The 23,310-nt window shown below is 44.2% G+C and carries 25 protein-coding genes and 1 riboswitch; of the genes, 7 read left to right on the forward strand and 18 right to left on the reverse strand.

The window, feature by feature from the left end; genetic code table 11:
- Nucleotides 1-22: 22 nt before the first annotated feature.
- A riboswitch (cobalamin riboswitch) is annotated at nt 23-226 on the reverse strand.
- Nucleotides 227-380: 154 nt separating this feature from the next.
- Nucleotides 381-1,490: a tRNA (uridine(54)-C5)-methyltransferase TrmA gene (gene trmA / locus OCV12_RS15410; RefSeq protein ID WP_171733426.1), complete on the forward strand. Its 1,110-nt coding sequence runs from the start codon at nt 381-383 to the stop codon at nt 1,488-1,490.
- A gap of 82 nt (nt 1,491-1,572) precedes the next feature.
- On the opposite strand, the gene OCV12_RS15415 is transcribed toward trmA, so the two are convergent.
- Nucleotides 1,573-1,944: a YijD family membrane protein gene (locus tag OCV12_RS15415; protein ID WP_261884991.1), complete on the reverse strand. Its 372-nt coding sequence runs from the start codon at nt 1,942-1,944 to the stop codon at nt 1,573-1,575.
- Nucleotides 1,944-2,585: an HTH-type transcriptional repressor FabR gene (fabR, locus tag OCV12_RS15420; protein ID WP_010438693.1), complete on the reverse strand. Its 642-nt coding sequence runs from the start codon at nt 2,583-2,585 to the stop codon at nt 1,944-1,946. The genes OCV12_RS15415 and fabR overlap by 1 nt, the downstream gene beginning before the upstream one ends.
- Nucleotides 2,586-2,912: 327 nt before the next feature.
- On the opposite strand from fabR, the gene sthA reads away from it, so the two are divergent.
- Complete coding sequence (sthA, locus tag OCV12_RS15425; protein ID WP_102478815.1) at nt 2,913-4,313, forward strand: Si-specific NAD(P)(+) transhydrogenase; 1,401 nt, start codon at nt 2,913-2,915, stop codon at nt 4,311-4,313.
- Between the two features lie 189 nt (nt 4,314-4,502).
- Here the strand turns inward: sthA and dinF are convergent, their stop codons facing one another.
- The 4 genes from dinF to OCV12_RS15445 all read right to left on the reverse strand — a co-directional run bounded on the left by dinF (nt 4,503) and on the right by OCV12_RS15445 (nt 8,029).
- Nucleotides 4,503-5,858, reverse strand: a complete 1,356-nt coding sequence (gene dinF / locus OCV12_RS15430; RefSeq protein ID WP_261884992.1) for an MATE family efflux transporter DinF — start codon at nt 5,856-5,858, stop codon at nt 4,503-4,505.
- Between the two features lie 117 nt (nt 5,859-5,975).
- Complete coding sequence (locus OCV12_RS15435) at nt 5,976-6,854, reverse strand: class I SAM-dependent methyltransferase (protein WP_017633171.1); 879 nt, start codon at nt 6,852-6,854, stop codon at nt 5,976-5,978.
- A 97-nt stretch (nt 6,855-6,951) separates the two neighbouring features.
- Nucleotides 6,952-7,572: a transcriptional repressor LexA gene (lexA, locus tag OCV12_RS15440; RefSeq protein WP_019820514.1), complete on the reverse strand. Its 621-nt coding sequence runs from the start codon at nt 7,570-7,572 to the stop codon at nt 6,952-6,954.
- Between the two features lie 94 nt (nt 7,573-7,666).
- A complete protein-coding gene (locus OCV12_RS15445) occupies nt 7,667-8,029 on the reverse strand; it encodes a diacylglycerol kinase (RefSeq protein WP_132788353.1) in 363 nt (120 codons plus the stop codon).
- Between the two features lie 220 nt (nt 8,030-8,249).
- On the opposite strand from OCV12_RS15445, the gene plsB reads away from it, so the two are divergent.
- Nucleotides 8,250-10,673, forward strand: a complete 2,424-nt coding sequence (gene plsB, locus OCV12_RS15450) for a glycerol-3-phosphate 1-O-acyltransferase PlsB (protein ID WP_176680581.1) — start codon at nt 8,250-8,252, stop codon at nt 10,671-10,673.
- 99 nt (nt 10,674-10,772) lie between these two features.
- On the opposite strand, the gene ubiA is transcribed toward plsB, so the two are convergent.
- Together ubiA and OCV12_RS15460 are read right to left on the reverse strand one after the other, a co-directional pair.
- A complete protein-coding gene (ubiA, locus tag OCV12_RS15455; protein WP_132764926.1) occupies nt 10,773-11,627 on the reverse strand; it encodes a 4-hydroxybenzoate octaprenyltransferase in 855 nt (284 codons plus the stop codon).
- The gene (locus OCV12_RS15460) at nt 11,628-12,167 is read right to left on the reverse strand and encodes a chorismate lyase (RefSeq protein WP_164913326.1); all 540 of its coding nucleotides are present in this window, start codon (nt 12,165-12,167) and stop codon (nt 11,628-11,630) included. It lies immediately after the preceding gene.
- A 162-nt stretch (nt 12,168-12,329) separates the two neighbouring features.
- On the opposite strand from OCV12_RS15460, the gene OCV12_RS15465 reads away from it, so the two are divergent.
- On the forward strand, nt 12,330-12,737 hold the full coding sequence (locus OCV12_RS15465; protein ID WP_017061041.1) for a flagellar basal body-associated protein FliL: 408 nt from the start codon (nt 12,330-12,332) through the stop codon (nt 12,735-12,737).
- Between the two features lie 81 nt (nt 12,738-12,818).
- Here OCV12_RS15465 and glpG read toward each other — a convergent pair whose 3' ends face one another.
- The 6 genes from glpG to ftsY all read right to left on the reverse strand — a co-directional run bounded on the left by glpG (nt 12,819) and on the right by ftsY (nt 18,492).
- Nucleotides 12,819-13,661, reverse strand: coding sequence for a rhomboid family intramembrane serine protease GlpG (gene glpG, locus OCV12_RS15470; RefSeq protein WP_261884993.1), 843 nt, complete (start codon nt 13,659-13,661; stop codon nt 12,819-12,821).
- A gap of 48 nt (nt 13,662-13,709) precedes the next feature.
- A complete protein-coding gene (gene glpE / locus OCV12_RS15475; RefSeq protein ID WP_076651411.1) occupies nt 13,710-14,030 on the reverse strand; it encodes a thiosulfate sulfurtransferase GlpE in 321 nt (106 codons plus the stop codon).
- 442 nt (nt 14,031-14,472) lie between these two features.
- Nucleotides 14,473-15,330 (reverse strand): RNA polymerase sigma factor RpoH, encoded by an 858-nt coding sequence (rpoH, locus tag OCV12_RS15480; RefSeq protein ID WP_017055518.1) that lies wholly within the window; start codon nt 15,328-15,330, stop codon nt 14,473-14,475.
- A 177-nt stretch (nt 15,331-15,507) separates the two neighbouring features.
- Nucleotides 15,508-16,476 (reverse strand): permease-like cell division protein FtsX, encoded by a 969-nt coding sequence (ftsX, locus tag OCV12_RS15485; protein ID WP_137002207.1) that lies wholly within the window; start codon nt 16,474-16,476, stop codon nt 15,508-15,510.
- Entirely contained in the window at nt 16,466-17,140 is a 675-nt protein-coding gene (ftsE, locus tag OCV12_RS15490) for a cell division ATP-binding protein FtsE (RefSeq protein WP_004740528.1), read from the reverse strand. Before ftsE ends, ftsX begins: the two co-directional genes overlap by 11 nt.
- Before the next feature lie 77 nt (nt 17,141-17,217).
- Nucleotides 17,218-18,492 carry a signal recognition particle-docking protein FtsY gene (ftsY, locus tag OCV12_RS15495; protein WP_261884994.1) on the reverse strand — a complete coding sequence of 425 codons (1,275 nt, stop codon included), beginning with the start codon at nt 18,490-18,492 and terminating at the stop codon, nt 17,218-17,220.
- A 230-nt stretch (nt 18,493-18,722) separates the two neighbouring features.
- On the opposite strand from ftsY, the gene rsmD reads away from it, so the two are divergent.
- The gene (gene rsmD / locus OCV12_RS15500) at nt 18,723-19,325 is read left to right on the forward strand and encodes a 16S rRNA (guanine(966)-N(2))-methyltransferase RsmD (RefSeq protein WP_137002208.1); all 603 of its coding nucleotides are present in this window, start codon (nt 18,723-18,725) and stop codon (nt 19,323-19,325) included.
- Between the two features lie 10 nt (nt 19,326-19,335).
- Nucleotides 19,336-19,602, forward strand: a complete 267-nt coding sequence (locus tag OCV12_RS15505; RefSeq protein ID WP_009848233.1) for a DUF1145 domain-containing protein — start codon at nt 19,336-19,338, stop codon at nt 19,600-19,602.
- A gap of 81 nt (nt 19,603-19,683) precedes the next feature.
- Here the strand turns inward: OCV12_RS15505 and OCV12_RS15510 are convergent, their stop codons facing one another.
- The 4 genes from OCV12_RS15510 to OCV12_RS15525 form a co-directional block, all read right to left on the reverse strand.
- The gene (locus tag OCV12_RS15510) at nt 19,684-20,268 is read right to left on the reverse strand and encodes a YhgN family NAAT transporter (protein ID WP_017061035.1); all 585 of its coding nucleotides are present in this window, start codon (nt 20,266-20,268) and stop codon (nt 19,684-19,686) included.
- A gap of 206 nt (nt 20,269-20,474) precedes the next feature.
- The gene (locus tag OCV12_RS15515; protein WP_017066763.1) at nt 20,475-20,711 is read right to left on the reverse strand and encodes a YecH family metal-binding protein; all 237 of its coding nucleotides are present in this window, start codon (nt 20,709-20,711) and stop codon (nt 20,475-20,477) included.
- A gap of 90 nt (nt 20,712-20,801) precedes the next feature.
- Nucleotides 20,802-21,422, reverse strand: coding sequence for a lysoplasmalogenase (locus OCV12_RS15520; protein WP_137002209.1), 621 nt, complete (start codon nt 21,420-21,422; stop codon nt 20,802-20,804).
- A gap of 925 nt (nt 21,423-22,347) precedes the next feature.
- Nucleotides 22,348-22,722 carry a hypothetical protein gene (locus OCV12_RS15525; RefSeq protein ID WP_017633159.1) on the reverse strand — a complete coding sequence of 125 codons (375 nt, stop codon included), beginning with the start codon at nt 22,720-22,722 and terminating at the stop codon, nt 22,348-22,350.
- 243 nt (nt 22,723-22,965) lie between these two features.
- On the opposite strand from OCV12_RS15525, the gene OCV12_RS15530 reads away from it, so the two are divergent.
- The gene (locus OCV12_RS15530; RefSeq protein ID WP_132764908.1) at nt 22,966-23,295 is read left to right on the forward strand and encodes a DUF2500 domain-containing protein; all 330 of its coding nucleotides are present in this window, start codon (nt 22,966-22,968) and stop codon (nt 23,293-23,295) included.
- Nucleotides 23,296-23,310: the final 15 nt, after the last annotated feature.

A 23,310-nucleotide genomic window follows, 5' to 3' on the forward strand; every position in this document is an offset into this window, starting at 1 on the left:
GTAAATTCCTACCAAACCACATCTTATGGTTTAGCTACTGGCAGGTATTCGGACTCAAGAGCACAACCTAATGGTTACCTTATATTCGACTTCCCACAAAAAGCTATTTGCAGTGTCTTATGAATACTTGTTCTCTTTTACCGCTGCGCGTCAGTTCTGGATTCACACCAGATTCCCTCTTCAGCCATCTATACATCTAAATGGCACCAGCTTGCCGAAGATAGTATTGACCTCTGAATCATTTGTCTAGTCTAAGATAGTTATAAGCTATAGTTTTCATGGCCTATTTACACTGATTGGCTCTCAACACTGGACAAGCGCCTGTGATTGAATAAAATCTGCGCTCTTGATTTAAAAGCACGACAGCAAAAGGCATAACAATGGCGAATTTAGATGTAAACCCGCAACGCTACCAAGAACAACTGGCAGAAAAGACTGAGCGTCTTACTGAAATGTTCTCAGAATATAATGTGCCTGAGCTGGAAGTGTATGAATCTCCAGAACAACACTACCGCATGCGTGCTGAGTTCCGCGTGTGGCATGAAGGTGACGATATGTATTACGTCATGTTCAATCAAGAAACCAAAGAAAAATACCGCGTAGACCAGTTCCCTGCTGCTAGTCGTCTTATCAACGACTTAATGCCTTTGTTAGTCGATGCAATGAAGGACAACCACTCTCTACGCCACAAGTTATTCCAAGTAGACTTCCTATCTACACTAAGCGGCGAAATTTTGGTGTCACTGCTTTACCACCGTCAATTGGGTGAGCAATGGATTCAAGATGCGAAAGCACTTAAACAGCAACTGAACGATGAAGGTTTCAATCTCAACCTGATTGGCCGTGCGCGTAAGATGAAAATCGTACTAGACCGCGACTACGTCATTGAGAAGCTAGACGTGAATGGTGACAGCTACATCTACCAACAAGTAGAAAACAGCTTTACTCAGCCAAACGGCAAAGTAGCAGAGAAAATGTTGGAATGGGCTGTCGACTGTACTCAAGACAGCAAAGGCGACTTGCTTGAGCTTTACTGTGGTAACGGTAACTTCTCATTAGCATTGGCACAGAACTTCGAGCGTGTACTGGCAACAGAACTAGCGAAGCCATCAGTTGAATCAGCGCAATACAACATTGCAGCTAACAAGATTGAAAATGTTCAGATCATCCGTATGTCTGCGGAAGATTTTACCGTAGCAATGGAAGGCAAGCGTGAATTCCGCCGTCTGCAACAAGCAAACATCGATCTGAAGAGCTACAACTGCAACACTATCTTTGTTGATCCACCACGCTCAGGAATGGATGTTGATACTTGTAAGATGGTGCAAGGCTACGAGCGCATCATGTACATCTCTTGTAACCCTGAAACGTTGAAAGAGAACCTAGAGATCCTAAGCGAAACGCACGACATCACTCGTTTTGCTCTGTTTGACCAATTCCCTTACACACATCACATGGAAGCGGGTGTGTTCCTAGAACGTAAAGCGTAAGTCTCGCTTTCTAAGTCTAAGCCAAACAGCAGATATAAAAAAACGAGCCCATTGGCTCGTTTTTTTATATTTCTAAATTAGCTTAAGCGGTTTTACCAATAAAGCCTAGTTTCTTACCTACCCATGCAAGAAGCAACATCGCGACAATAATCGCAAAGAAGTTTGAGCCAGCATCAGGGTGTTGTGCCTTCACAAAAGCCGAGTGGCCAAACGCACCTACAAAGAAACAAGCCAAACCTACTAGTGGAATATCTTCAGATACTGGATTAGTTAGGTACTCTTGGTAAAGTGCTTGTACCGCCAAGACTAAAGCAATCAGTGGGAAAATAGAGAAGCCCACTTCGCTCATTGTTACCCAAGATAACAGAGCATCACCACACACACCGGCAATAACAGCAAGTACGAGTGTCTTTCTTTCTGAACCACGGTTTACAGCATTATTTTCATTCGACATTATTCAATCCCGCCTTTTAATCGGTTACGTTCACGTTCTTTACGATACCAAAAAGCCCCTTTGGCCATCATTCGCAATTGCATGATCAAGCGTTCAGCCAGTTCATCTCGCTGACGTCGATCTAAATCTAATGCTTCTGCCCCTGAGTTGAAAACCAAGATAACGGAGGCTTCAGCTTGAGTAAAAGCTTCGTCTCGTGTCATGCCAGTCGTTATCAAATATTCGGTTAACTCAGCAGAGAAGTGCTGTATCTCACGAGCTACCGCCGCACGAAACTCAAACGAGGTTCCTGAGCGCTCTCGCAATAACAGTCTGAATACGTTTGGACTGCTTTCAATGAATTCCATAAAGGTTTCAACCGATGTGCGAATCACACTGCCTTCTTTTACTATGCGTTGCCTAGCTTGTCGCATGAGTTGGCGCAGTAGTAAGCCACCTTCATCAACCATGGTTAAGCCAAGCTCATCCATGTCTTTGAAGTGACGATAAAAGGAAGTCGGTGCTATTCCAGCCTCACGAGCGACTTCTCTCAAGCTTAGGTTGGAAAAACTACGATCGGCACTGAGTTGGCTAAATGCTGCATCGATTAAGCTGCGACGAGTTTTTTCTTTTTGCTGTGCGCGAATGCCCATTGGTTTCATACTTTATCAATTTCTTCTTTTACAGCCTAAACAGGCATGTCTAATACTCTCTTCAATATAACGCGAATCACTTATTTATATAAGGCACTCTGGTTATATAAGACACTCAACACGCCTCTTTGTTCACGTACCGAAGTAAATACGTTCGAAGAAAAAATTTCAATATCCACACTGTCATTTGGAGACATACGACATACCAAATATTATTTTTTCGGTAACACTGCGTGATCTCACCGACTCTCTGATGCCCTTTTCATGTACCCAAGAACAGAATCAGTTAAAATCTCGCTAAAGCAATGTTAATCAAATATAACAAGGAAGATATCTATGCCACACTCCAACCACTTTGATGTAATCGTAATTGGTAGTGGCCCCGGAGGCGAAGGGGCAGCGATGGGATTAACCAAAGCCGGGTTGAACGTTGCAATCATTGAAAAAGAGAGCAGCGTTGGTGGTGGTTGTACCCACTGGGGAACCATTCCTTCCAAAGCACTGCGTCATGCCGTAAGCCGTATTATTGAATTCAATAACAACCCACTGTTTTGTCAGAACAATAAAAGCATTCACTCGACGTTCTCTAATATTTTGGGTCATGCGAAATCAGTCATCGATAAGCAAACTCGATTACGTCAAGGCTTCTACGACCGCAACCAGTGCACGCTGGTATTTGGTACTGCACGTTTTATCGATACCAACACAGTCTCGGTAATGCAAAGCGATGGCACTGAAGAACATTACAGTGCAGACAAGTTTGTTATTGCGACAGGCTCTCGCCCTTACCAACCAGACAACGTGGACTTCTTACACGAGCGTGTTTACGACAGTGACTCAATTCTTTCTCTTAAACACGACCCTCAACACATCATCATTTATGGTGCTGGCGTTATCGGTTGTGAGTACGCGTCTATCTTCCGCGGTTTAGGTGTCAAAACCGATCTCATCAATACTCGAGACCGCCTACTGTCATTCCTAGACAATGAAACCTCTGATGCGCTTTCTTACCACTTCTGGAACAGCGGTGTAGTGATTCGTAACGACGAAACCTTTGAGAAAATCGAAGGCACGGACGATGGTGTGATTATTCACCTAGAATCAGGCAAAAAAATGCGTGCTGATTGCCTACTGTATGCTAATGGCCGAACCGGTAATACCGATAAGCTGAACCTTGGTGCGGTTGGCTTAGAAGCGGATTCTCGTGGACAAGTATCTGTAAACACCAATTACCAAACCAATGTTGACCATGTTTATGCGGTAGGTGATGTGATTGGCTACCCTAGCCTAGCGAGTGCGGCTTATGACCAAGGTCGATTCGTTGCACAAGCGATTGTCAAAGGTGAAGCTGAACGCCACCTTATTGAAGACATACCAACCGGTATTTACACCATCCCTGAGATCAGTTCTGTTGGTAAAACCGAGCAAGAACTAACGGCTGCGAAAGTACCTTATGAAGTGGGACGTTCTTCATTCAAACACTTAGCTCGTGCTCAAATCGCAGGTAAAGATATTGGTAGCTTGAAGATCCTATTCCACCGTGAAACCAAAGAGATTTTGGGTATCCACGTGTTTGGTGAACGTGCTGCTGAAATCATCCATATCGGCCAAGCAATTATGGAACAAAAAGGTGAAGCAAATACCATCGAGTACTTTGTAAATACCACCTTTAACTATCCAACGATGGCTGAAGCTTATCGTGTTGCAGCACTTAACGGACTTAACCGTTTGTTCTAAATAAGTAACCAACAGGAGTATTTGACCACCCATAGGCCAAATACATAAACAGCAAGCCATGAGCTTGCTGTTTTTATTTAAGATACTGAATAACATGATAATGATAGTAATTAGATCATGATGTTCTAAATACCCCTTTAGCTGTACAGCCTCTATTTGTTGCTCCCTGAACTGAGCTAATTAAGTAAGCTAAGCGAGGAACTCACCCTTCTTCCACTGAGAAACAAACAACACACCAAGACCAATTCCGCGCATTGCCATAAAGCTCAGCATCGCTAGCCACAGTGCATGGTTATCTAAACCTGATGCTAAGTAGGAAATAGCGAAGAAACTGCAGGTCGCCACGAACATGCTATTGCGCATATCTTTGCCTTTAGTGGCTCCAACAAAAATACCATCCAATAAGAAGCACCACATAGAAACCAGCGGCATCGCTATCAGCCATGGCAGATACACTTCCGCTTGGCTCTTAACGTCAGGGATTGTGGTGATCATATTAATCAAACTAGACCCTGCAATCGCGAACACGATAGTGAGCACCAAGCAAATATTGAAGCTCCAGAAAAAGGTGCCAATCAATGATTGGTTTAATTCGTCTTTATCTTTCGCACCAATCGCTTTACCCACCATGGCTTCCATCGCGTAGGCGAAGCCATCCATCCCATAAGAGATAATCATCAAGAAGCTCATCAACACTGCATTTGCGGCCACGACATCATCACCAAAGCTTGCACCTTGGAAAGTCATAAAAGTAAAAGTAGCTTGTAGACATAATGAACGGAGAAAGATATCGCGATTCAATTTTACGAAGCGGCTCAAACCTTGACTTGTTTTCTTAAGCAAATCCCACGGTGAAGGAAGTTGTCTCTTAATCCAGATTCGATAAACGCAGATTAAGCCAAACGTTAAGCCTGCATAATCGGCCATTACTGATGCCAACGCGGCACCTTCAACCTGCCACCCAAGACCAATAACAAATACGATATCCAAAACGATGTTGGTGATATTGGTAATAATCACCATCCACATTGGCGCTTTGGCATTCTGAGTTCCAAGTAGCCAACCCAAAATCACGAAATTAGTCAGTGCAGCAGGTGCACTCCATGCTCGGATTGAGAAATACTGCTGACCAAAGTGTTTCACTTGATCACTGGCACTACTCAAAGAGAAAACCAGATCCGCAACCAAGCTATGCAAGAGTAAGAAGACACCAGCAAACCCTAAGGCCATGGTCACACCCTGCACGAAGACTAAGCCAAGCTGCTTGCCATCGTCTGCACCATAAGATTGTGCTGCGAGCCCAGTTGTCGACATACGCAAAAAACCGAGCAGCCAAAAGGTTACGCTGATCATGGTGCCACCTAATGCCACACCACCGAGATACCAAGAATGTTCTAGGTGACCGATAACTGCGGCATCAACTAAACCAAGAAGTGGAACGGTAATATTGGAAAGTACCATCGGGATCGCGAGCAACAGCACTTGCTTGTGCATCGCCTGATTGGATAGCGTTTGAAAAATAGTTTGGGGATTAAATAGCTTCACGATCACCTCTTCGGTTAGAGGCGATAGTTTAACCTAGTGAGTGGGCTTTCACTATGTTGCGAGGTTTTTGCTTATGGCAAGGTGGGCTTTGGTGATGTACAAGCTAAATTGCTGGCACTACCATTTAACCAACACCAATTGTGGCGTTAAACGCTTTTTGACCTGAGAGATCTTGCACAATAATCGCTGCCATAATTTCCAACGATTACATTGCTGATCTAGTGGAGAAAAGGCTTTTACCCATTGCGTCCAAGGTAACCAATTTAGAATACTATCAACTGGGGAAGATAAGCCATGAGCATAGTCACCAGAACCAAGCTTTTTGCCTAAAGTGCTTGAGCTTTTATCACCCGCTAATACTAAGCACGCATGCGCATGAGTAAAGTAACGGCTCAGAGACTGAATAAAGTGCGCGGTCTGCTGTTCATTGCAATCAAGCAGAGCATGTTCACACACCACCATCACCGATGCTTGCTCTGGGATATTAAGTTCATCTAACCAAGTTAAGTCGTCAACAGAGCCACACTCCAAACGATAGCGTTCATTTTTGTGGAACAAGCGTTGTCGCCAAAGCAGGTTCTCGGTTACATCTAGCTCAACCCAATGACAGCGACCATTATCTAAACGGTAGAAACGGGTATCGAGCCCTGCTCCCACGTTAATAATCCAAGCATCTGGGTTATGAGATAAAAACTGTTGAACTTGAGAATCACAAAGTTGAGTCAGTGTCGCGTAAAGGAGTTGTTGTTGGTCGAGTTCACCAGTAAGGCATTCAGGTGCGAGTTGGCAACGCTTGCAGGCTTGAGCTGCAATAGGGTCATAAACTAAGCCATCGTCGGCGAGGCTTTCGCGGCTGCGAAACCAAAGATGTTGAACGAGATTCGTCGGAACTTGAAATTCTTGATGAGCAGACCCTTGATCAGAAGAAGCCCTTTGATCAGAGGCGCGCGGCTTACGAGTAAGCGGCTTTATTTGAGGTTTTGTTGGGTTTGGCATCATCATCTTCCTTGTATCTCGACAAAGAAGATGATAATGAATATCAATTGCAATAACAAGTTATTGAGAATAAATATCAATAAGCTATTTGTAATGACTACATCCAGTCGGTGTTACGAATGATACCAACAGCAAGGCCTTCAATAGACAAGTGTTGAGATTCAAGATCGACATGGATTGGAGAAAACTCTTCATTTTCAGCATGTAACAGCACTGTTGAACCTTTACGTTCTAGGCGTTTTACCGTTACATCATCATCGACACGCGCTACGACAACCTGACCATCGCGAACATCTTGAGTTTTATGAACAGCCAGTAAATCACCATCCATAATACCGATGTCTTTCATACTTTCGCCATTTACGCGAAGTAGGAAGTCAGCCTGTGGTTTAAACATGCCAGGGTCAACTTGGTAATGCATTTCTACATGCTCTTGAGCCAGAATAGGCTCACCAGCGGCAACCTGACCGATTAATGGTAAACCTTGCTCTTCGTTTGCTGCATCTTCAAGCAAAATACGAATACCGCGAGACGCACCCGGGATAATCTCAATCGCTTCTTTACGAGCAAGAGCTTTCAAATGTTCTTCTGCAGCATTAGCAGAACGGAAGCCTAGTTCACGCGCGATTTCTGCACGTGTCGGTGGCATACCGGAATCTTCGATCTTACCTTTGATAAGGTCAAAGACTTGTTGCTGGCGGGGCGTTAACGGCTTCATGATTCACCTGTCTTTTTATACAGTTGACTGTGAGTATATCCAGTAACTGCACAAAAGCAAAGCAATTGGTTGTTTTTAGTTCATTTTTAACGAATTACAAAAACAAGATCTCTAACCACACATAACCCGCGAGCGCCAAACAGATGAAAACAGCCGCTGAACCGACATCTTTCGCCATCCCAGATAACTCATGATGTTCGCTGCCAATTCGATCAACGACCGCTTCTATCGCGGTATTAATCAATTCAACAACCATCACCAACACAACCGACGAGATCATCAAGATTCGCTCTACTTGGCTCACGTCTAGGTAAAACGCCAACGGAATAAGCACCGCTGCCATAAACACTTCTTGTCGAAATGCGGCTTCGTTTTTAAACGAACTCGTGATGCCTTGCCATGAAAAGCCCGCCGCTTTCACGATGCGTTTGAATCCGGTGTTTGATTTTTTCGCCATTTTTAACCCTATACTCAATCAGTCGATGAATGATTTTCCACAAACTTAACGGCAATATGACTATTTCCATTAAAAGGTTAGACCAGTTTCTGGTATTCTTGCATCGATTAAATTTACGCCTAGGCCTATCCCTATTTCACTCATAGGTTTTATCCTTTTCATCATAGAAATAGAGATACGCTTAAGCACATTGAAATAACTATTGAGGCAGTGAACCTATATGTCTTCTGGACAATCTTTTTCACGTTCATTAATGAAGCTACCTTTATCCGTTTTGGTAAAAGGCACATCAATCCCTTCAAACCCAGTTGAGGATTTGAACATTGATTTAGGCAAACCGATTGTATACGCCTTACCGTTTCGCTCAAGTGTCGATCTGCTGACGCTACAAAAGCATGCGCTGGAATTAGGCTTACCTGATCCATTAAGCAAGCTTGAAATAAGTGGCAAATCACTGCAACGCTACGTTTTTATCTCTTCTCGCAAAACACTGCTGCAAGACGATGATTATGTACCAAGCTCTTCTATTGAAGTTTTCTCTGAGCTGCTTTCACTGCATGCCGAAGATTCAGAACTCGATGTTCAAGTTATCCCAGCCACTGTGCTGTGGGGACGTAAGCCTGGTAAAGAGAATAACCAGAAACCTTACCTACAAGCAATGAACGGCTTGGAGAAGTCTAAGGCGGTATTACTTGCAGGTCGCGACTGTCTAGTACGCTTCAGCCCAGTGGTTTCTCTACGTTACATGGCTAACTCACACGGTACTGACAGCACCATCGCACACAAACTGGCGCGTGTAGCTCGAATCCACTTCTCTCGTCAAAAACTTGCAGCCTCTGGCCCTAACCTGCCAAGCCGCCAAGCACTGTTCGATCGACTACTAAAATCAGAAGCGATCAAGAAGGCGATTGAAGACGAAGCGAAATCAAAGAACATCTCGATCGAAAAAGCGAGCAAAGAAGCTCAAGACATCATGGACGAGATCGCTGCGAACTTCTCTTACTCGCTAATCAAGCGTGGTGAGAAGATTCTTGGCTGGCTATGGAACAAACTGTACCAAGGCCTGCACATCAGTAACGCTTCAACGGTTCGTAAACTGGCGCAAGATGGTCACGAGATCGTTTATGTCCCTTGTCACCGTAGCCACATGGACTACTTGCTGCTGTCTTACGTGCTTTACCACGAAGGCATGGTACCTCCGCACATCGCTGCAGGTATCAACCTGAACTTCTTCCCTGCCGGTCCTATTTTCCGTCACGGTGGCGCGTTCTTTATTCGTCGTAGCTTCAAAGGCAACAAACTGTACTCGACGATTTTCCGTGAGTATCTAGCAGAACTGTTTGCTAAAGGTTACTCGGTCGAGTACTTCAGCGAAGGTGGCCGTTCTCGTACTGGTCGTTTGCTACAAGCTAAAACCGGCATGCTAGCGATGACAATCCAAGCAATGCTGCGTGGCATGAACCGCCCAGTCACACTCGTTCCTGTGTACATCGGTTACGAGCACGTAATGGAAGTAGCCACTTACGCGAAAGAGTTGCGTGGCAAGCGTAAAGAGAAAGAAAACGCGAGCCTAGTGATTCGCACAATCCGTAAGCTGCGTAACTTTGGTAAAGGCTACGTGAACTTCGGTGAGCCAATTCAGCTAAACCAATATCTGAACGAACACTCACCAGAGTGGACCAAAGACATCGACCCAATGGGTACCAGCAAACCACAATGGATGGCTCCTGTGGTAAATGATCTAGCCACCAAGATGATGACGCACATTAATGATGCGGCCGCGACCAACGCACTGACACTGTGTGCAACTGCTCTGCTTGCATCACGCCAGCGTGCATTGTCTCGTGACTCTTTGGTTTCTCAAATCAACTGCTACCTGTCTCTACTTAAGAATGTGCCTTACTCAGATACGTTCACGGTACCAAAAGACAGCGCTGAAGAATTGGTAAAACATGCGGAATCACTGAACAAGTTCTTGATTGAATCAGATTCTATGGGCGACATCATTTCACTTGATCGTCACCAATCGATTCTGATGACTTACTACCGTAACAACATCATTCACTTGTTTGCTCTGCCGTCGTTAATTGCACAAATGACCATCCGTCAGCGCGGTTTATCAATTGACACAATTCAAGAGAACGTTGCAGCTATCTACCCGTTCTTGAAGAAAGAGTTGTTCTTAAGCTACGACGAAGACCAGCTTGAGACTGTGGTTGCGAACATCATTGATGAGCTCGTTAGCCAAGGCATGCTGATGGTGTCGGACAACGAAGTCACCATCAACCAGTCGAACAGCCAAGCATTGATGCTACTAGGTCGTACGATCTCAGAAACGCTACAGCGCTACTCTATTGCTCTCAACCTATTGGCAGAAAACCCTGAACTGGATAAGTCTGATCTTGAGCAAAAGAGCCAAGACATTGCACAGCGTCTTGGTCGCCTACAAGGTATCAATGCGCCGGAGTTCTTCGACAAAGGTGTGTTCGCATCGATGTTTGCAACGCTTAAACAGCAACAGTACTTAGATAACGATGGTAACTGCGATTTAGAAAAGACTCAGCAATTCGCTAAGCTTCTTTACTCAATGCTGTACCCAGAAGTTCGCTTGACGATTCAAGAGAGTATCCACCAAGTAGAGTAATCACTTGGCTAGCTCGCTTTAATCGCTAGACTGAAACGATCAAAAAAGGCACCCAATGGGTGCCTTTTTATTTTTGTTCTCTTTAGCTTTAATTGCTATTTACCAGAAGGTAATAAACAAGCCAACGGTAACTGCCATTCCAACGTAGTTGTTGTTTAGAAAGGCTTGGAAACATAAGTCGCGGTCACGATGACGCATCAGGTGTTGTTGGTATACAAATAAGCTACCTGCCACTAACAATGCCCAATAGAAGGTATCACCCAGTTGGTAATGCATACCCAACGCAATCAGCATCGCCAATGTCACAAGCTGTAAGAAGCCAACAATCAACTTATCAAAGCGCCCGAATAAAATAGCCGTCGACTTGATACCGATCTTAAGATCATCGTCTCGGTCAACCATCGCATATTGCGTATCGTAAGCAATCGTCCACAGCGCATTAATAACAAAGATAAACCAGACCACACTTGGTAGTTCATTGGTTTGTGCTGCCCATGCCATTGGAATTGCCCAGCTAAACGCTAATCCAAGGAACAACTGTGGAAGGTGTGTAAAACGCTTCATGAAAGGGTAAATGAACGCTAAGCCAACGCCGATAAAAGAGAGCTTGATGGTTAGCGGGTTCATAGTGAGTACCAACAAGAATGAAACCACAGCTAGTACTAAAAATAAGATTATCGCTTCTTTACTGGAAACCAAACCTGAAGGTAATGGACGCTGCTTGGTGCGTTTAACGTGTCCATCAACTTTGCGATCGGCAAAATCATTGATCACACAGCCAGCTGAACGCATCAGTACCACGCCGAGTACGAAAACAACCAAGACATCCAAGTCCGGCATGCCTTGTGCGGCGATAATCAGCGACCATAACGTAGGCCAAAGAAGTAATAGGGTACCAATCGGGCGATTCATTCGCGTTAATTGCCAATACGCCTTCGCTTTGGTGGCAAGCATTTACACACTCTCCTTAGAGTAAATGGGGGATGTTGGTAAAAACAGTTCTGCCACAAGCATCGGTTTATGGTTCATCCATAATCGAGAACGACGTGCGAGCAATCGCTCATCGCCTGCGATAACCCAACCGACTTGCAGCGCATCTCGCTCCACGTTCTCAGCACTGAAAACGGTTAATCCAAGCGGGACATTACCTTGTTGAGAAAGGTCGGAATGCTGATCTTCTAGCGTAACTCGGGGAATCAAGGTTCGACCTAACACCCACGGTTCGCCATCACCCTTTAAAATCACTTTACGCAGTAAGCAATCAAACGATGATAAAAGATGTTCCTCGTCTTGTTGTAGCCTTGAGCGTTCTACAACTTGATTATGAAGCAACTCAACAGACAGGTGCTGACAGCTCTTGCCCAACTTGCGGGAAAGAGAACCTTGCTCCATAAGCCACTCTTTGGTGGTTTCATTAGGAAAATCAAATGTTTCTGTACTTTGCCAATCTACATTCATTAACGAATTAAGATACAGCGATATTGGCTGATTCATACTAGTATTCAATAGGTGACTTTACACGTACAATAAAGCTTCAACTTTCGAACAAAATTAAAGCGTTCTTCGAATTGTAAACGTATTTAGATTTAGACCGCTCATTGTAACAAGACTAATGCGTTTCGAATATCGCGAATAAACTAAAGAAAAGTCACAAATATGCACAAACGTTATGTAGCCCAAATAATTCTTGCGATTACCCTACTCTTTTCAGCATCAAGTTTCGCTGAAGAGGAATCGGCACCTAAACTAGCCTACTTCACGCTAGAGCCAGACCTAACCACCAATTTTTACACTAAAGGTAAAAAACTGGGCTACATTCAGGTTCGCCTCGATATCATGGTTGCGAACAGCAATGACCTAGCTGCCATTGAGCACCACCAACCATTAATTCGCGATGCCGTGATTGAATTGCTTGGTAAACAAAACGAAGAAACGATTAAATCTCTGTCTGGCCGTGAAGATTTGAGAAAGACCTTGGTTGAACACCTCAACAAGATTCTGCTGCCTGAGACGGGCAAAACCCTGATTGCTGACTTACTGTTTACCAAATACCTTTATCAGTAATAATGTAAAAACAAATCCCAATAAAAAAGCGGCTCATCTGGCCGCTTTTTTTGTATCTATCAATTCTCGGTAACTAACGCGCTAGCTTGTTGCCGATTTTGGCGCTTTCATTGAATCTACAAAGCCGATAATCACACCTGCGACCAAACCTGCTAAGTGAGCGGTATTAGCGATAGCCATGAACGGCTGCATATACCCAAGTACCAACCACACCAACATAAAGCCGACGATCTGCCTTGGGATACCCAAACCAAGTTGCGGTGCTTTGGCGCCAACTACCCATAGGTAGCCAACCAAGGCATACACAACCCCAGATAAGCCACCGAAGTTCGCACCTTCAACCCAATACTGACCCGCGCCAGAAAGCGCAGAAGAGACAGCAAAGATCTGCAGTAACTTAAGGCCACCTAACTTTTTCTCAATATCTCCGCCCAGTTGCCACCACCACAAGATGTTGAATGCGATGTGCATAACCGAGAAATGCAAAACAGCGTGACTGAGCCAACGCCACAATTGCCATTGCTGTCCATCAACCGCTGGGAAATGTAAGGCATTAAAAATCGCCTGCCCGAAACCTATCTGCTGCAGAGCAAAAATCACCACACATACCAACATGATACTGAGTGTCACAGGGCCAGCTTTGGCTTTTATCATGCCCATGAAACTTGGTGTGTGATAATGAAAGTTACTCTTTCTGGTCTCAGCCATGTCCCAAGACGCCGCTTGATAGCGCTTATGATTAGGTTCCGACAAGAAGCGATTGAGCTCAGCTTCGGTTTCAACCTGAAATTGACCATCAATAAGCCAAAGCGCAAAACGCCCTTCCCCCTCAGGAGACATCTGAATAGGGATCTGACGAGACGCCATATAATCAATAAATGCTTGAGCAAGACGTGGGTTGTCTAACACCATCAATCTAATCATTGGTACTTCCTATTCATGCTATGAGAAATGCTTGAAGCTTAAAGGTAATTAACCAGCAATCACAGGAAGTTCAGCACGGTGCCAAGCTTCGAAACCGCCATCTACACTATATACCTCTTCAAAGCCTTGGTTCACTAAATATTGTGCAGCACCTTGGCTACTAATACCGTGGTAACACATCACCAAGATAGGTTGCTCGAACTCAACCTCATCCATGAACGACACCATAGTATCGTTGGTAAGATGGTAGGCTGTTTTTGAGTGCGCAACCGCAAAAGACTGCGGGTCACGTATATCGACAAGTCGAGCGTCGCCTTGTTCAATGAGGGCTTGAGCACCTTTAACGTCGATATGTTTAAACTGGTCCATGACTTTCTCTTTTTTATACTGATTTACTTTGCTGCCATTGTAACCTATCCCAAGGCTAACAATCACATCCACTTAATAAGGTTATCCACCAGCGATCACTTTTACACCATGTGTGGATAAATCTGTGAATTGCGTGAATAAAGTGCCTTTTCAAAAATAGATCCACAACATGTAGTAATGATCCTGATCTAACTGTGGGTTAACTAAAACATATCCCCACTCGAAAAACCCGTTCAAAGCCTTACTACACCCTGCTTTTAGACAGCTGACGAATAAACTTCTCACAGAGTTATCCACAAAATCATTTTGCAAATTTCGATCGCAAAACTTGAGAAATCGATCCAAAACAAAAAGGCCGAGATCTCTCGATCTCGGCCTTTTCAAAATTCAGTTATTTGCTAGCTACTATTAGAAACCAAATATTATTAGGAACTAAATGCTATTAGAAATCACCAACGGCTTGTTTCAGTTTCTTCATCGCATTCTTTTCTAATTGGCGAACACGCTCTGCAGAAATGCTGTAGGTATCCGCTAAGTCTTGTAGCGTTGCTTTGTTGTCATCTAACCAACGTGAGCGAACAATGTGTTGGCTACGCTCGTCTAAGCTTGCTAGTGCTAATCCTAGGCGATTATTGGTGTGTGACTCCCAGTTAGCCGCTTCAACCGTTTCAGCAACGTCTGATGCTTTATCTTCTAGGTAGTAAACTGGAGCTGTGTAAGCAGAACCGCCGTCGTCATCGTCCATAGGCGCTTCAAACGTCGCGTCTTGTGCCGCTAAGCGAGATTCCATTTCACGAACTTCAGAAGGCTCAACACCTAGCTCACGAGCAACCGTCTCAACTTCACCGTTATTAAACCAACCTAAACGCTTTTTAGACTTACGAAGGTTAAAGAACAGTTTACGCTGTGCCTTAGTTGTCGCAATTTTAACGATGCGCCAGTTACGCAGCACGTATTCATGAATTTCAGCTTTGATCCAGTGAACTGCGAAAGAAACCAATCGAACACCAACTTCTGGGTTGAAGCGCTTAACAGCCTTCATCAAGCCGATGTTACCTTCTTGGACGAGATCAGCCATTGGCAGCCCGTAGCCAGAGTAGCCTCTTGCAACGTGCACCACGAATCGTAAGTGAGAAAGGATCAAGCCTTTCGCAGCGTCGATCTCACCTTTGTAATGTAATCGCTCTGCAAGTCCACGTTCCTCTTCAGGCGTCAGCATTGGGTAGCTGTTCGCTGAGCGGATATAGCTATCTAAACTATCTTGTGTGACTAAAGCCATTTGATACGCTTGGTTTGCCATTCGGTTCCTCATCAATCTCTGATCTGGAGTAATACATCTATTAAAACCCGACAATCTTGAACCTAAAATGAACAGGTTTCAAGGAGGGGGAAGTAATTATGCATAATCAATTCGTCTATACAAGGCAAAAACTGGTTAAGAAGTGCCTATTTTTCGTCTAAATATGACTCTATTCACCTAAACTGGTTCAATTTCTTTTAGGTGACGCTGTGCAGAAAGCTTCGCAGCCACACTACCAAGCAGGGTTCCGACGATCAAAAGCAGTAAAGATTCATCCCAGCTCAGGCCAATTAAGCGGAAGTGGCTGTCATACAACTGAGCCAAGTCATCCACAGCGCTATTCAGTAATACGGTAATCAATGCCGTCATTACCCAAGCGCTAATCGAACCTAAAACACCAAACCACATCCCTGCATAGAGGTATGGGCGAAGAATGTAGCTGTCGGTGGCACCAATCAGCTTCATGGTTTGAATCTCTTCTTTATGCGCCAATACATTAAATCGCAATGTATTACCGATAATCAAAAATACTGCGCCTAGCATCAATACCGTTAAGGTAATCACGATGACGGCTGCTAACGCTTTGATAGCGTCTAGTCTAGCCAACCAATCTTCGTCTAGGCGAACATCAGTGACGAGCTCTTGCTTTTTAACAGTACCAGCGAGTTCTTTAATTTGAGTATCACTGTGTACGCTTGGCGTAATCACCAACACACCAGGCAGTGAATAGTCGTCTAGGATAGTTAGGGCATCTTCGAAACCAGAATACTGGCTGAGATCGGCAAGTCCTTGCTGCGGTGAAATGTATTCCACCAGCTCAACTTGCTCCCAACTTTCAATTTCATCCTTGAGCACCATTACCCTAGGCTCAGGAATGCCATCCTCTACATAAGCACTAATTTGTGACGGGCTTGTGACATCTTGCGCCACTTCACCCACGTTTTTACCCAATAGGTACAAACACGCAGGCATCGCCAACGCCATTGAGATCACCGCAAGGGTCAGCAAATTACCCAGCGGGCGCTGCCACATCTGCGAGAACGATGACTTGGCTTGTTTCCAATGCACAACAAAGAAGCCATCACTTGAAGCGCGGCTTGCTGCTCGATTAGATTGAGGTTTCTTGATGCGCTTATTAGCGGCCATAGTCTTCAACCTCACTCAAAAAGCCTTGGTTTAATTCAAGATGACGATATTGAGGGCGAGTGTTCACTAACCCGATATCGTGCGTCGCTAGGATGATCGTCACACCGGCACGGTTAAACTCTTCAAACAGTCGCAATACGCGGTTAGATAATTCAGGATCTAAGTTACCCGTCGGTTCATCCGCTAAAAGTAGAGTTGGACGGTTCACCACAGCGCGAGCAATACCCACGCGTTGCTGTTCACCACCAGAAAGTTGGCTTGGTAAACAACGGGCTTTGTCGAGTAAGCCAGTTTTATCCAACGCAGCACTCACTCGGCGCTTTATTTCGTTTTCAGAAATAGATTCAATACGCATAGGCAGAGCAACGTTATCGAAGATCGAGCGATCCATCAGCAGGCGATGGTCTTGAAAGACAATCCCGATATTACGGCGTAAAAACGGGATGTCTTTAGCTGGGATACGTGTGATGTCGTGATCGTTGAACCAGACACGTCCATCGGTTGGACGCTCTATCGCGCAGATCAACTTCAGCAAGGTACTTTTACCAGCACCGGAGTGCCCGCCTAAAAATGCCATCTCTCCACGTTTGAGGTGAAAGTCCACTTTTTGGAGCGCTTGGCGTCCGCCTCGGTAGGCTTTACTCACTTGCTGAAATTTGATCACCGAAAATTCCTCTTACGATCACTAATATCAAATTTAAAACGGTAGCAGGTTAAGGATAAACCACTTTGCTACTCGCGTTACTCTTCGCGGCTAAATAGCGCTTCAATAAAGTCTTTTGACTCGAATGGACGTAAGTCGTCAATGCCTTCACCAACACCAATGTAACGAATTGGAATCTGGAACTGGTCTGCAATTGAGAAAATCACACCACCTTTCGCCGTACCATCAAGCTTAGTTAGCGTAATACCCGTTACCGGTGCAACTTCACTGAATAGTTTTGCTTGGCTGATAGCGTTCTGACCTGTACCTGCGTCAAGCGTTAGCATGATTTCGTGTGGTGCAGAGTCATCAATCTTCTTCATTACGCGAACAATCTTACGCAACTCTTCCATTAGGTTGCTCTTGTTCTGCAAACGACCGGCTGTATCGGCAATCACTACATCAACGCCACGTGCTTTCGCCGCTTCAATCGCATCGTAGATAACTGACGCACTGTCCGCACCTGTATGCTGAGCGATAACAGGAACATCGTTACGCTGACCCCAAACCTGAAGTTGCTCAACGGCTGCTGCACGGAAGGTATCACCCGCCGCCAACATCACTTTCTTGCCTTCATTTTGGAATTGTTTCGCCAGCTTACCGATAGTCGTTGTCTTACCTACACCGTTCACGCCAACCATTAAGATAACGTAAGGTGTTTTAGTCGTATCAACAACTAATGGTTGTTCAACTTGGCTTAGGATATCCGCCATCTCATCTTTGAGCAGACCATAAAGCGCTTCACCGTCTTTTAGGTCATTGCGAGATGCTTTTTCTGTCAGGTTTTCAATGATCTTAACGGTAGTATTCATACCCACGTCAGCGATCAGCAACTGCTCTTCTAGCTCTTCAAACAAATCTTCATCGATTTGCTTACCTTTGAACAAGCCAAAGAAGCCCGCACCAATGTTTGCTTTAGTACGGCTTAGACTACGCTTAAGGCGAGCAAAGAAGCTTTCTGTCGGCTTATCTTGAACTTCTTCAACTTGAGCTTTAGGAGCAACGACTTCTTCCTGTTCTGCTTCTGCTTCTGCTTCTGCTTCTGCTTCTGCTTCTGCTGGGACAGGTTGCTGTTCTTGTTGAGCCTCTTCAAGCGCTTGCTCTGATTCTGCAGGCTCAGATTCAACTGACTTAGCATCAGTTGATTTAATTACTTCAGCTTCAGACGCGGCCTGTTCAGCCTCGACTTGTGATTCAACTTCAGTTTGATCTTCAACGTTTTCTACGTTCGCTTCATTCTGAGTTTTTGGGCTTTGTTCTTCTTCACCAAAACCAAGCCACGATAATAATCCGCGCTTCTTTTTTTCCGTCATCCGAGGAGTTTCCTAGATCTACTAATTAACTGTATTGACTTAATGCACGTCGACTCTTTGCTATTGTTATACAATACAAGCTTGTACAAACGAATAGTAAAGAAAAATGACAAAGCAGTGATAAGTTTGCTTTTAGCTTGATACACTTTGTCATTGCAAATTTATTTAATACTCGAACCAACTTAAATTGGGCTCGGTATAGTATCACTTTATTAGCGGTCAAAAAATCTATGGTAAGACGTCGCCAGCAAAACACATCACAAAAAAAGCCATCCGGTGGCTTTGTTCGAATTATTAGTGGCTCATGGAGAGGCAGAAAACTACCTGTTCATGATTTAGAAGGCTTACGCCCAACCATTGACCGAGTAAAAGAGACCCTCTTTAACTGGGTGGCACAAGATATCCCAAATTCGACCTGCTTAGACGTATTCGCAGGTTCTGGTGGTTTAGGTTTTGAAGCAGCTTCTCGCCAAGCAAAAATGGTGACGCTGCTCGAAATGAATCAAAAGGCCGCTAAACAGCTTTCTGATAATGCTAAAGAGCTCAAAGCGGACAACATCAATGTGGTAAATACTGATGCTATCTCTTTCCTTAAGAAGCCAGGCACCCCTTACGATATGGTTTTCCTTGATCCTCCATTTCGTAAAGGCTTATTAGCAGAGACAGTAGAACTGCTTGAGAGCAATGGCTGGCTTGCAGATGATGCCATCATTTACGTCGAGACAGAGAAAGAGCTGAAACTCGAAGCGATGCCAGAAAACTGGGAATTACATCGCGATAAGACCACCGGCCAGTCGAGCTACCGACTGTTTAATCGAATCACTGAAGAATAGGAGTTATTGAATGAAGTTCTTGCTTCCACTAGCAAAAGCAGCCATCGCCTTTGTTTGGTTTATCTTAATCGCCAATATTTTCTACCCGTTCCCGGGTAATGCGGCGATTGCGCTTTATATCATGACCGCATTCTTGTTCTTCATGCACGGCCTACAGATGCTGATCTTTATCGGTGCCTTTGGCGATAAGATCGAGATGTCACGCTGGGAGAAATGGTCAATATTGATTTTCGGAGTCTTTGCCCTACTCGATATCCGTCGTAAGCACATGATGTAATCGAAATAAAAACCGAAAATACAGATACAAGAACGCCGCTCAGTAGAGCGGCGTTTTTTTTATTGAGTAATGGTAGCAACACTAGCCCATGTAGCCCTTCACACCATCCAAGAACATTTGAGTCGATAGCATAACAAGTAACAAGCCCATCAAGCGCTCAATGGCTTTAAGCCCTCTCTCACCTAGTACTCGCAAGAAGAAGCCATTAAACATCAGGATAAAGAAGGTAGCGCCCCATGCCAGCATCACAGCGGCTGAAAGCTCTAACATGTTGTCTGGATGCTGTGTCGACAGCAGAATCAGTGCAGCAATCACTGACGGACCTGCAATCATAGGGATCGCCATCGGCACAATAAACGGCTCTTCACCTGCCGCTAGGCCTGTAATGCTGCCTGCGCTTGGGAAAATCATCTTAATCGCGATGATAAACAGAATGATACCACCAGAGATACTCAAGGTTTCAGGCTGTACATGCAGGAAGTTCATGATGCTTTGACCTGCAAACAAGAACAGCAACAAGATAACCAGTGCGAACATCAGCTCACGAATCAAAACAATACGGCGACGCTTCGGGTCAATATGCTTAAGGATAGAGAGCACGATTGGCAGGTTGCCAAGCGGGTCCATGATAAGAAACAGCATGGTTGCTGCAGATAAGATTTCCATAAGTTTGTCTCGAAAAGCGTAAGTGCGCGGAGTATAGCAGCCTCAACATTGATTTTCGAACGCAGTGATAAGCAGGTTAACTGATGCTTTTAAAGGGGAATGTTATAAGACGGAAAATTGGCAAAAGCAGATTGAAAGGTAATAAAAAGAGTGGAGCCGAAACATGCACCCACTCTCTATTCACGAATAAACCAAGCCACTAAGAGTTAGTGATTACACACACGTTCGCGGTTAGTGCAAAGCTTATCATCGACAACGACAACCTTTTCCATCTTCAAGAAAAACTTCAACAGGCTATCTAAATCCAGACCATTGAGCTTACAAGTATGGAAGCGAGCTTCTTCGCCATAGGTTTGAGCAAGCGCTAATGTTAGCTCTTCGCGAGTCAGTGGCTTTTCACTAAGCAGGTTTAAAACGTTGTGTGCGTGAATTTCAGTCGTCATAACTCAATCTCATGTTTAATGAATTACACGTAGAGTACCGAGTTTTAGCAACGTCGTTTTGATGTAGCTCAGGCTTGAGAGAGCTCTACCCTAAATAGTAATAGAGGCGACGATGAGTGCGTGTGCGAGAAAGTAACTGCCCGTTACCCAAAAGTAAGCGCCCTTGATTGGGCTGCGGTAACTGTTTAGCGCATAAGCTAAGGCCGAAAGGAGCAGCACGCTACAGCCAGCAAAACCGACCGCGTGTGATAACTGAGGATCCAGCAGCCAAACCTCACCAGAAGCCCATGCTAACTGAATAAGCACAATGCCCATGATGACCACAGGAAAGACGAGTTTGTCTAAGCGTGGCAGCAGCAAAAAGAAAGCAACAATGCAGGCCGCTAATAACAGCGCGAACAACCACCAAACCATTTCTCCTGATAGTTGTAACCAAAAAGCTTTGCTGTAACAGAGTTGAGCTACTAAGAAGCAGACAAAATGCAGAGGACGTTTTTGAGTGAGTGTATGAAGCACATCTGCGATCGCAGAGATAGCCAACCCCGCGACTATCCAATAGGTAAAGTCAGCCACAACCGACTGAGTTAAAGCAATAGTCGCTAATAATACAAAGGTAAATACTTTATACGACAAGGCCTGACCGATATGTCCATGTTTCGTTCCTGCTATTGCTCCGATACCAGATAAGGAAACCGCTAACCAACTCCACATACCACTTGCCCTATTGCTTTAAATCGTCGCCAGTCTAGGCACACGAGTGTTGATGTAAAGCCTAAGCCTTTCAAAATTGGATCTTGATTACGCTTCCACTAAAAAGAGCCTCTTTCGGTTGAAGCCATGACAATTACGCGGAGATAACGATGATTCGTTTAAAACTAGAGCGATTCTTCGTTAAACCCATCGAAAAGCACCTTACAGCGTCCAGCTTTTCATTTTGGTCATTTCTAACCTAGCCAAATCGCAAAAATCCATCAAAAACAGCCAAAAATCACACTTTAAAATTAGAAAAACCAACATTAAAAACCAATAAATACATAAACTTAAATATTAAAAATGAAAATTAAAAAGGAATTAAAAACCTCAAACATATCTAGCTTTGTAAAGTAAGTAACTTGCGTTAATTCAGCTCCTTTTTGTCAGAATTTTCCTAGCTCCTTGTCAAATCAGCCACCAAAAGCAAGACAAAAATGCACAAACAAAACCAAATCTAACCCAGAAGCCACCAGCCCCCATTAATACAGTTTAACAACCTTTAACAATATAAATTACACATAACAACCATTATAAAACAGCAACTTAAATCAAATAAGGACAAACATGAATCACAACGAACAAAATAAGAACACACCAAAAAACACAGTTAAACACCCCCAAACAAGCCAATATCCAATAGTTTTCTACCACTTTTAAGGCTTTCGAAAGTAATTCTTGATCTAATCCTATAAGTGGGCTATTCTTTAAAACATAGCGAGAGACAACCAAATTTAGGAGTAGTGTTATGATTTCATCTTCGCAAAGACAAGGACTTGTAATGATCGCGGTAGTTGTAGGTCTAATGACACTACCGATGATGTACTAAGCAAGTTACAAATAAAAAAAGGGACGCCATGAGCGTCCCTTTTTTTGTTCAAATTTTTCACTTCGAAAACAGATGCAGTGTTAACACATCCCAGTTCGCATAGTAGAAACCCGCTGCGGCTAAAGTCATTGCCATCATCAATAAGATCGCAACACGCCAGATAAAACGACCGCTTCGTGGAGTCAGCTCCTTCTCACAATCGTTACACATCATGATGAATTTATGCTGGTCTTCCAACTGAGCATCATGCTCATTCACTACCTTGTTACGACACGTTGCGATATAACGCAGCTTACTTACCATATCGTGCGGTAGCCTTTCTTCACAGCTTGTCACAAGCTCGTGCAATCCTTCGCCTTCAGCGTGATATTGAAGTCTCAATAATTTTTCTATATTGCGAGTTCTTGTCACCACTTTTTCAATGTCGGTCATCTTGGCCTCCCACTCCACACTATAATTCTAGTCGAGCATTTCCTTATTCTTATACAAAATCATCGCTATTTACGTGAGAAAGAGACAATAAATAACAATGCTTTATCCCAAACTGGCCATTAAATGTGATATCAGCCGAAAAATAATCAGCTTTGCTTACAGCAGTTCACGAATAGCGGCTTTAAACACATATCCCTATTGCCCGAAAGACTAGAATAACCATCACGACTACATGGAGGTTATATGCCTAACTCACTCTTTTTTGCCATCTTTGCACTCGCAGGTCTAGCGGCCTGGGGTTTTCTTGTTTTTTATCGAAAACATATGCAGGGCGAGAACGCACCAGAAAAGAAAGTGAACGTGACGGTATTAGATAAACAGTCCATCGACCTTCCTGACGCAGAACCCGGTCAAGAAGATCAAGAATACTGGATTTACGTTCAACGCGGTATGGTTGGTCCGAAACGAGAATTCCAAGTCGGAATCCACTATTTCCACGCACTTAATCCTGGTGATAAAGGAACCTTAACCTACCAAGGCGATAAGTTCTTACACTTTGCGTTGAAGCGCTAATCGTAAGCCGCTTCA

The sequence above is a fragment of the Vibrio pomeroyi genome (genome assembly GCF_024347595.1).
GTDB classification, from domain to species: domain Bacteria; phylum Pseudomonadota; class Gammaproteobacteria; order Enterobacterales; family Vibrionaceae; genus Vibrio; species Vibrio pomeroyi.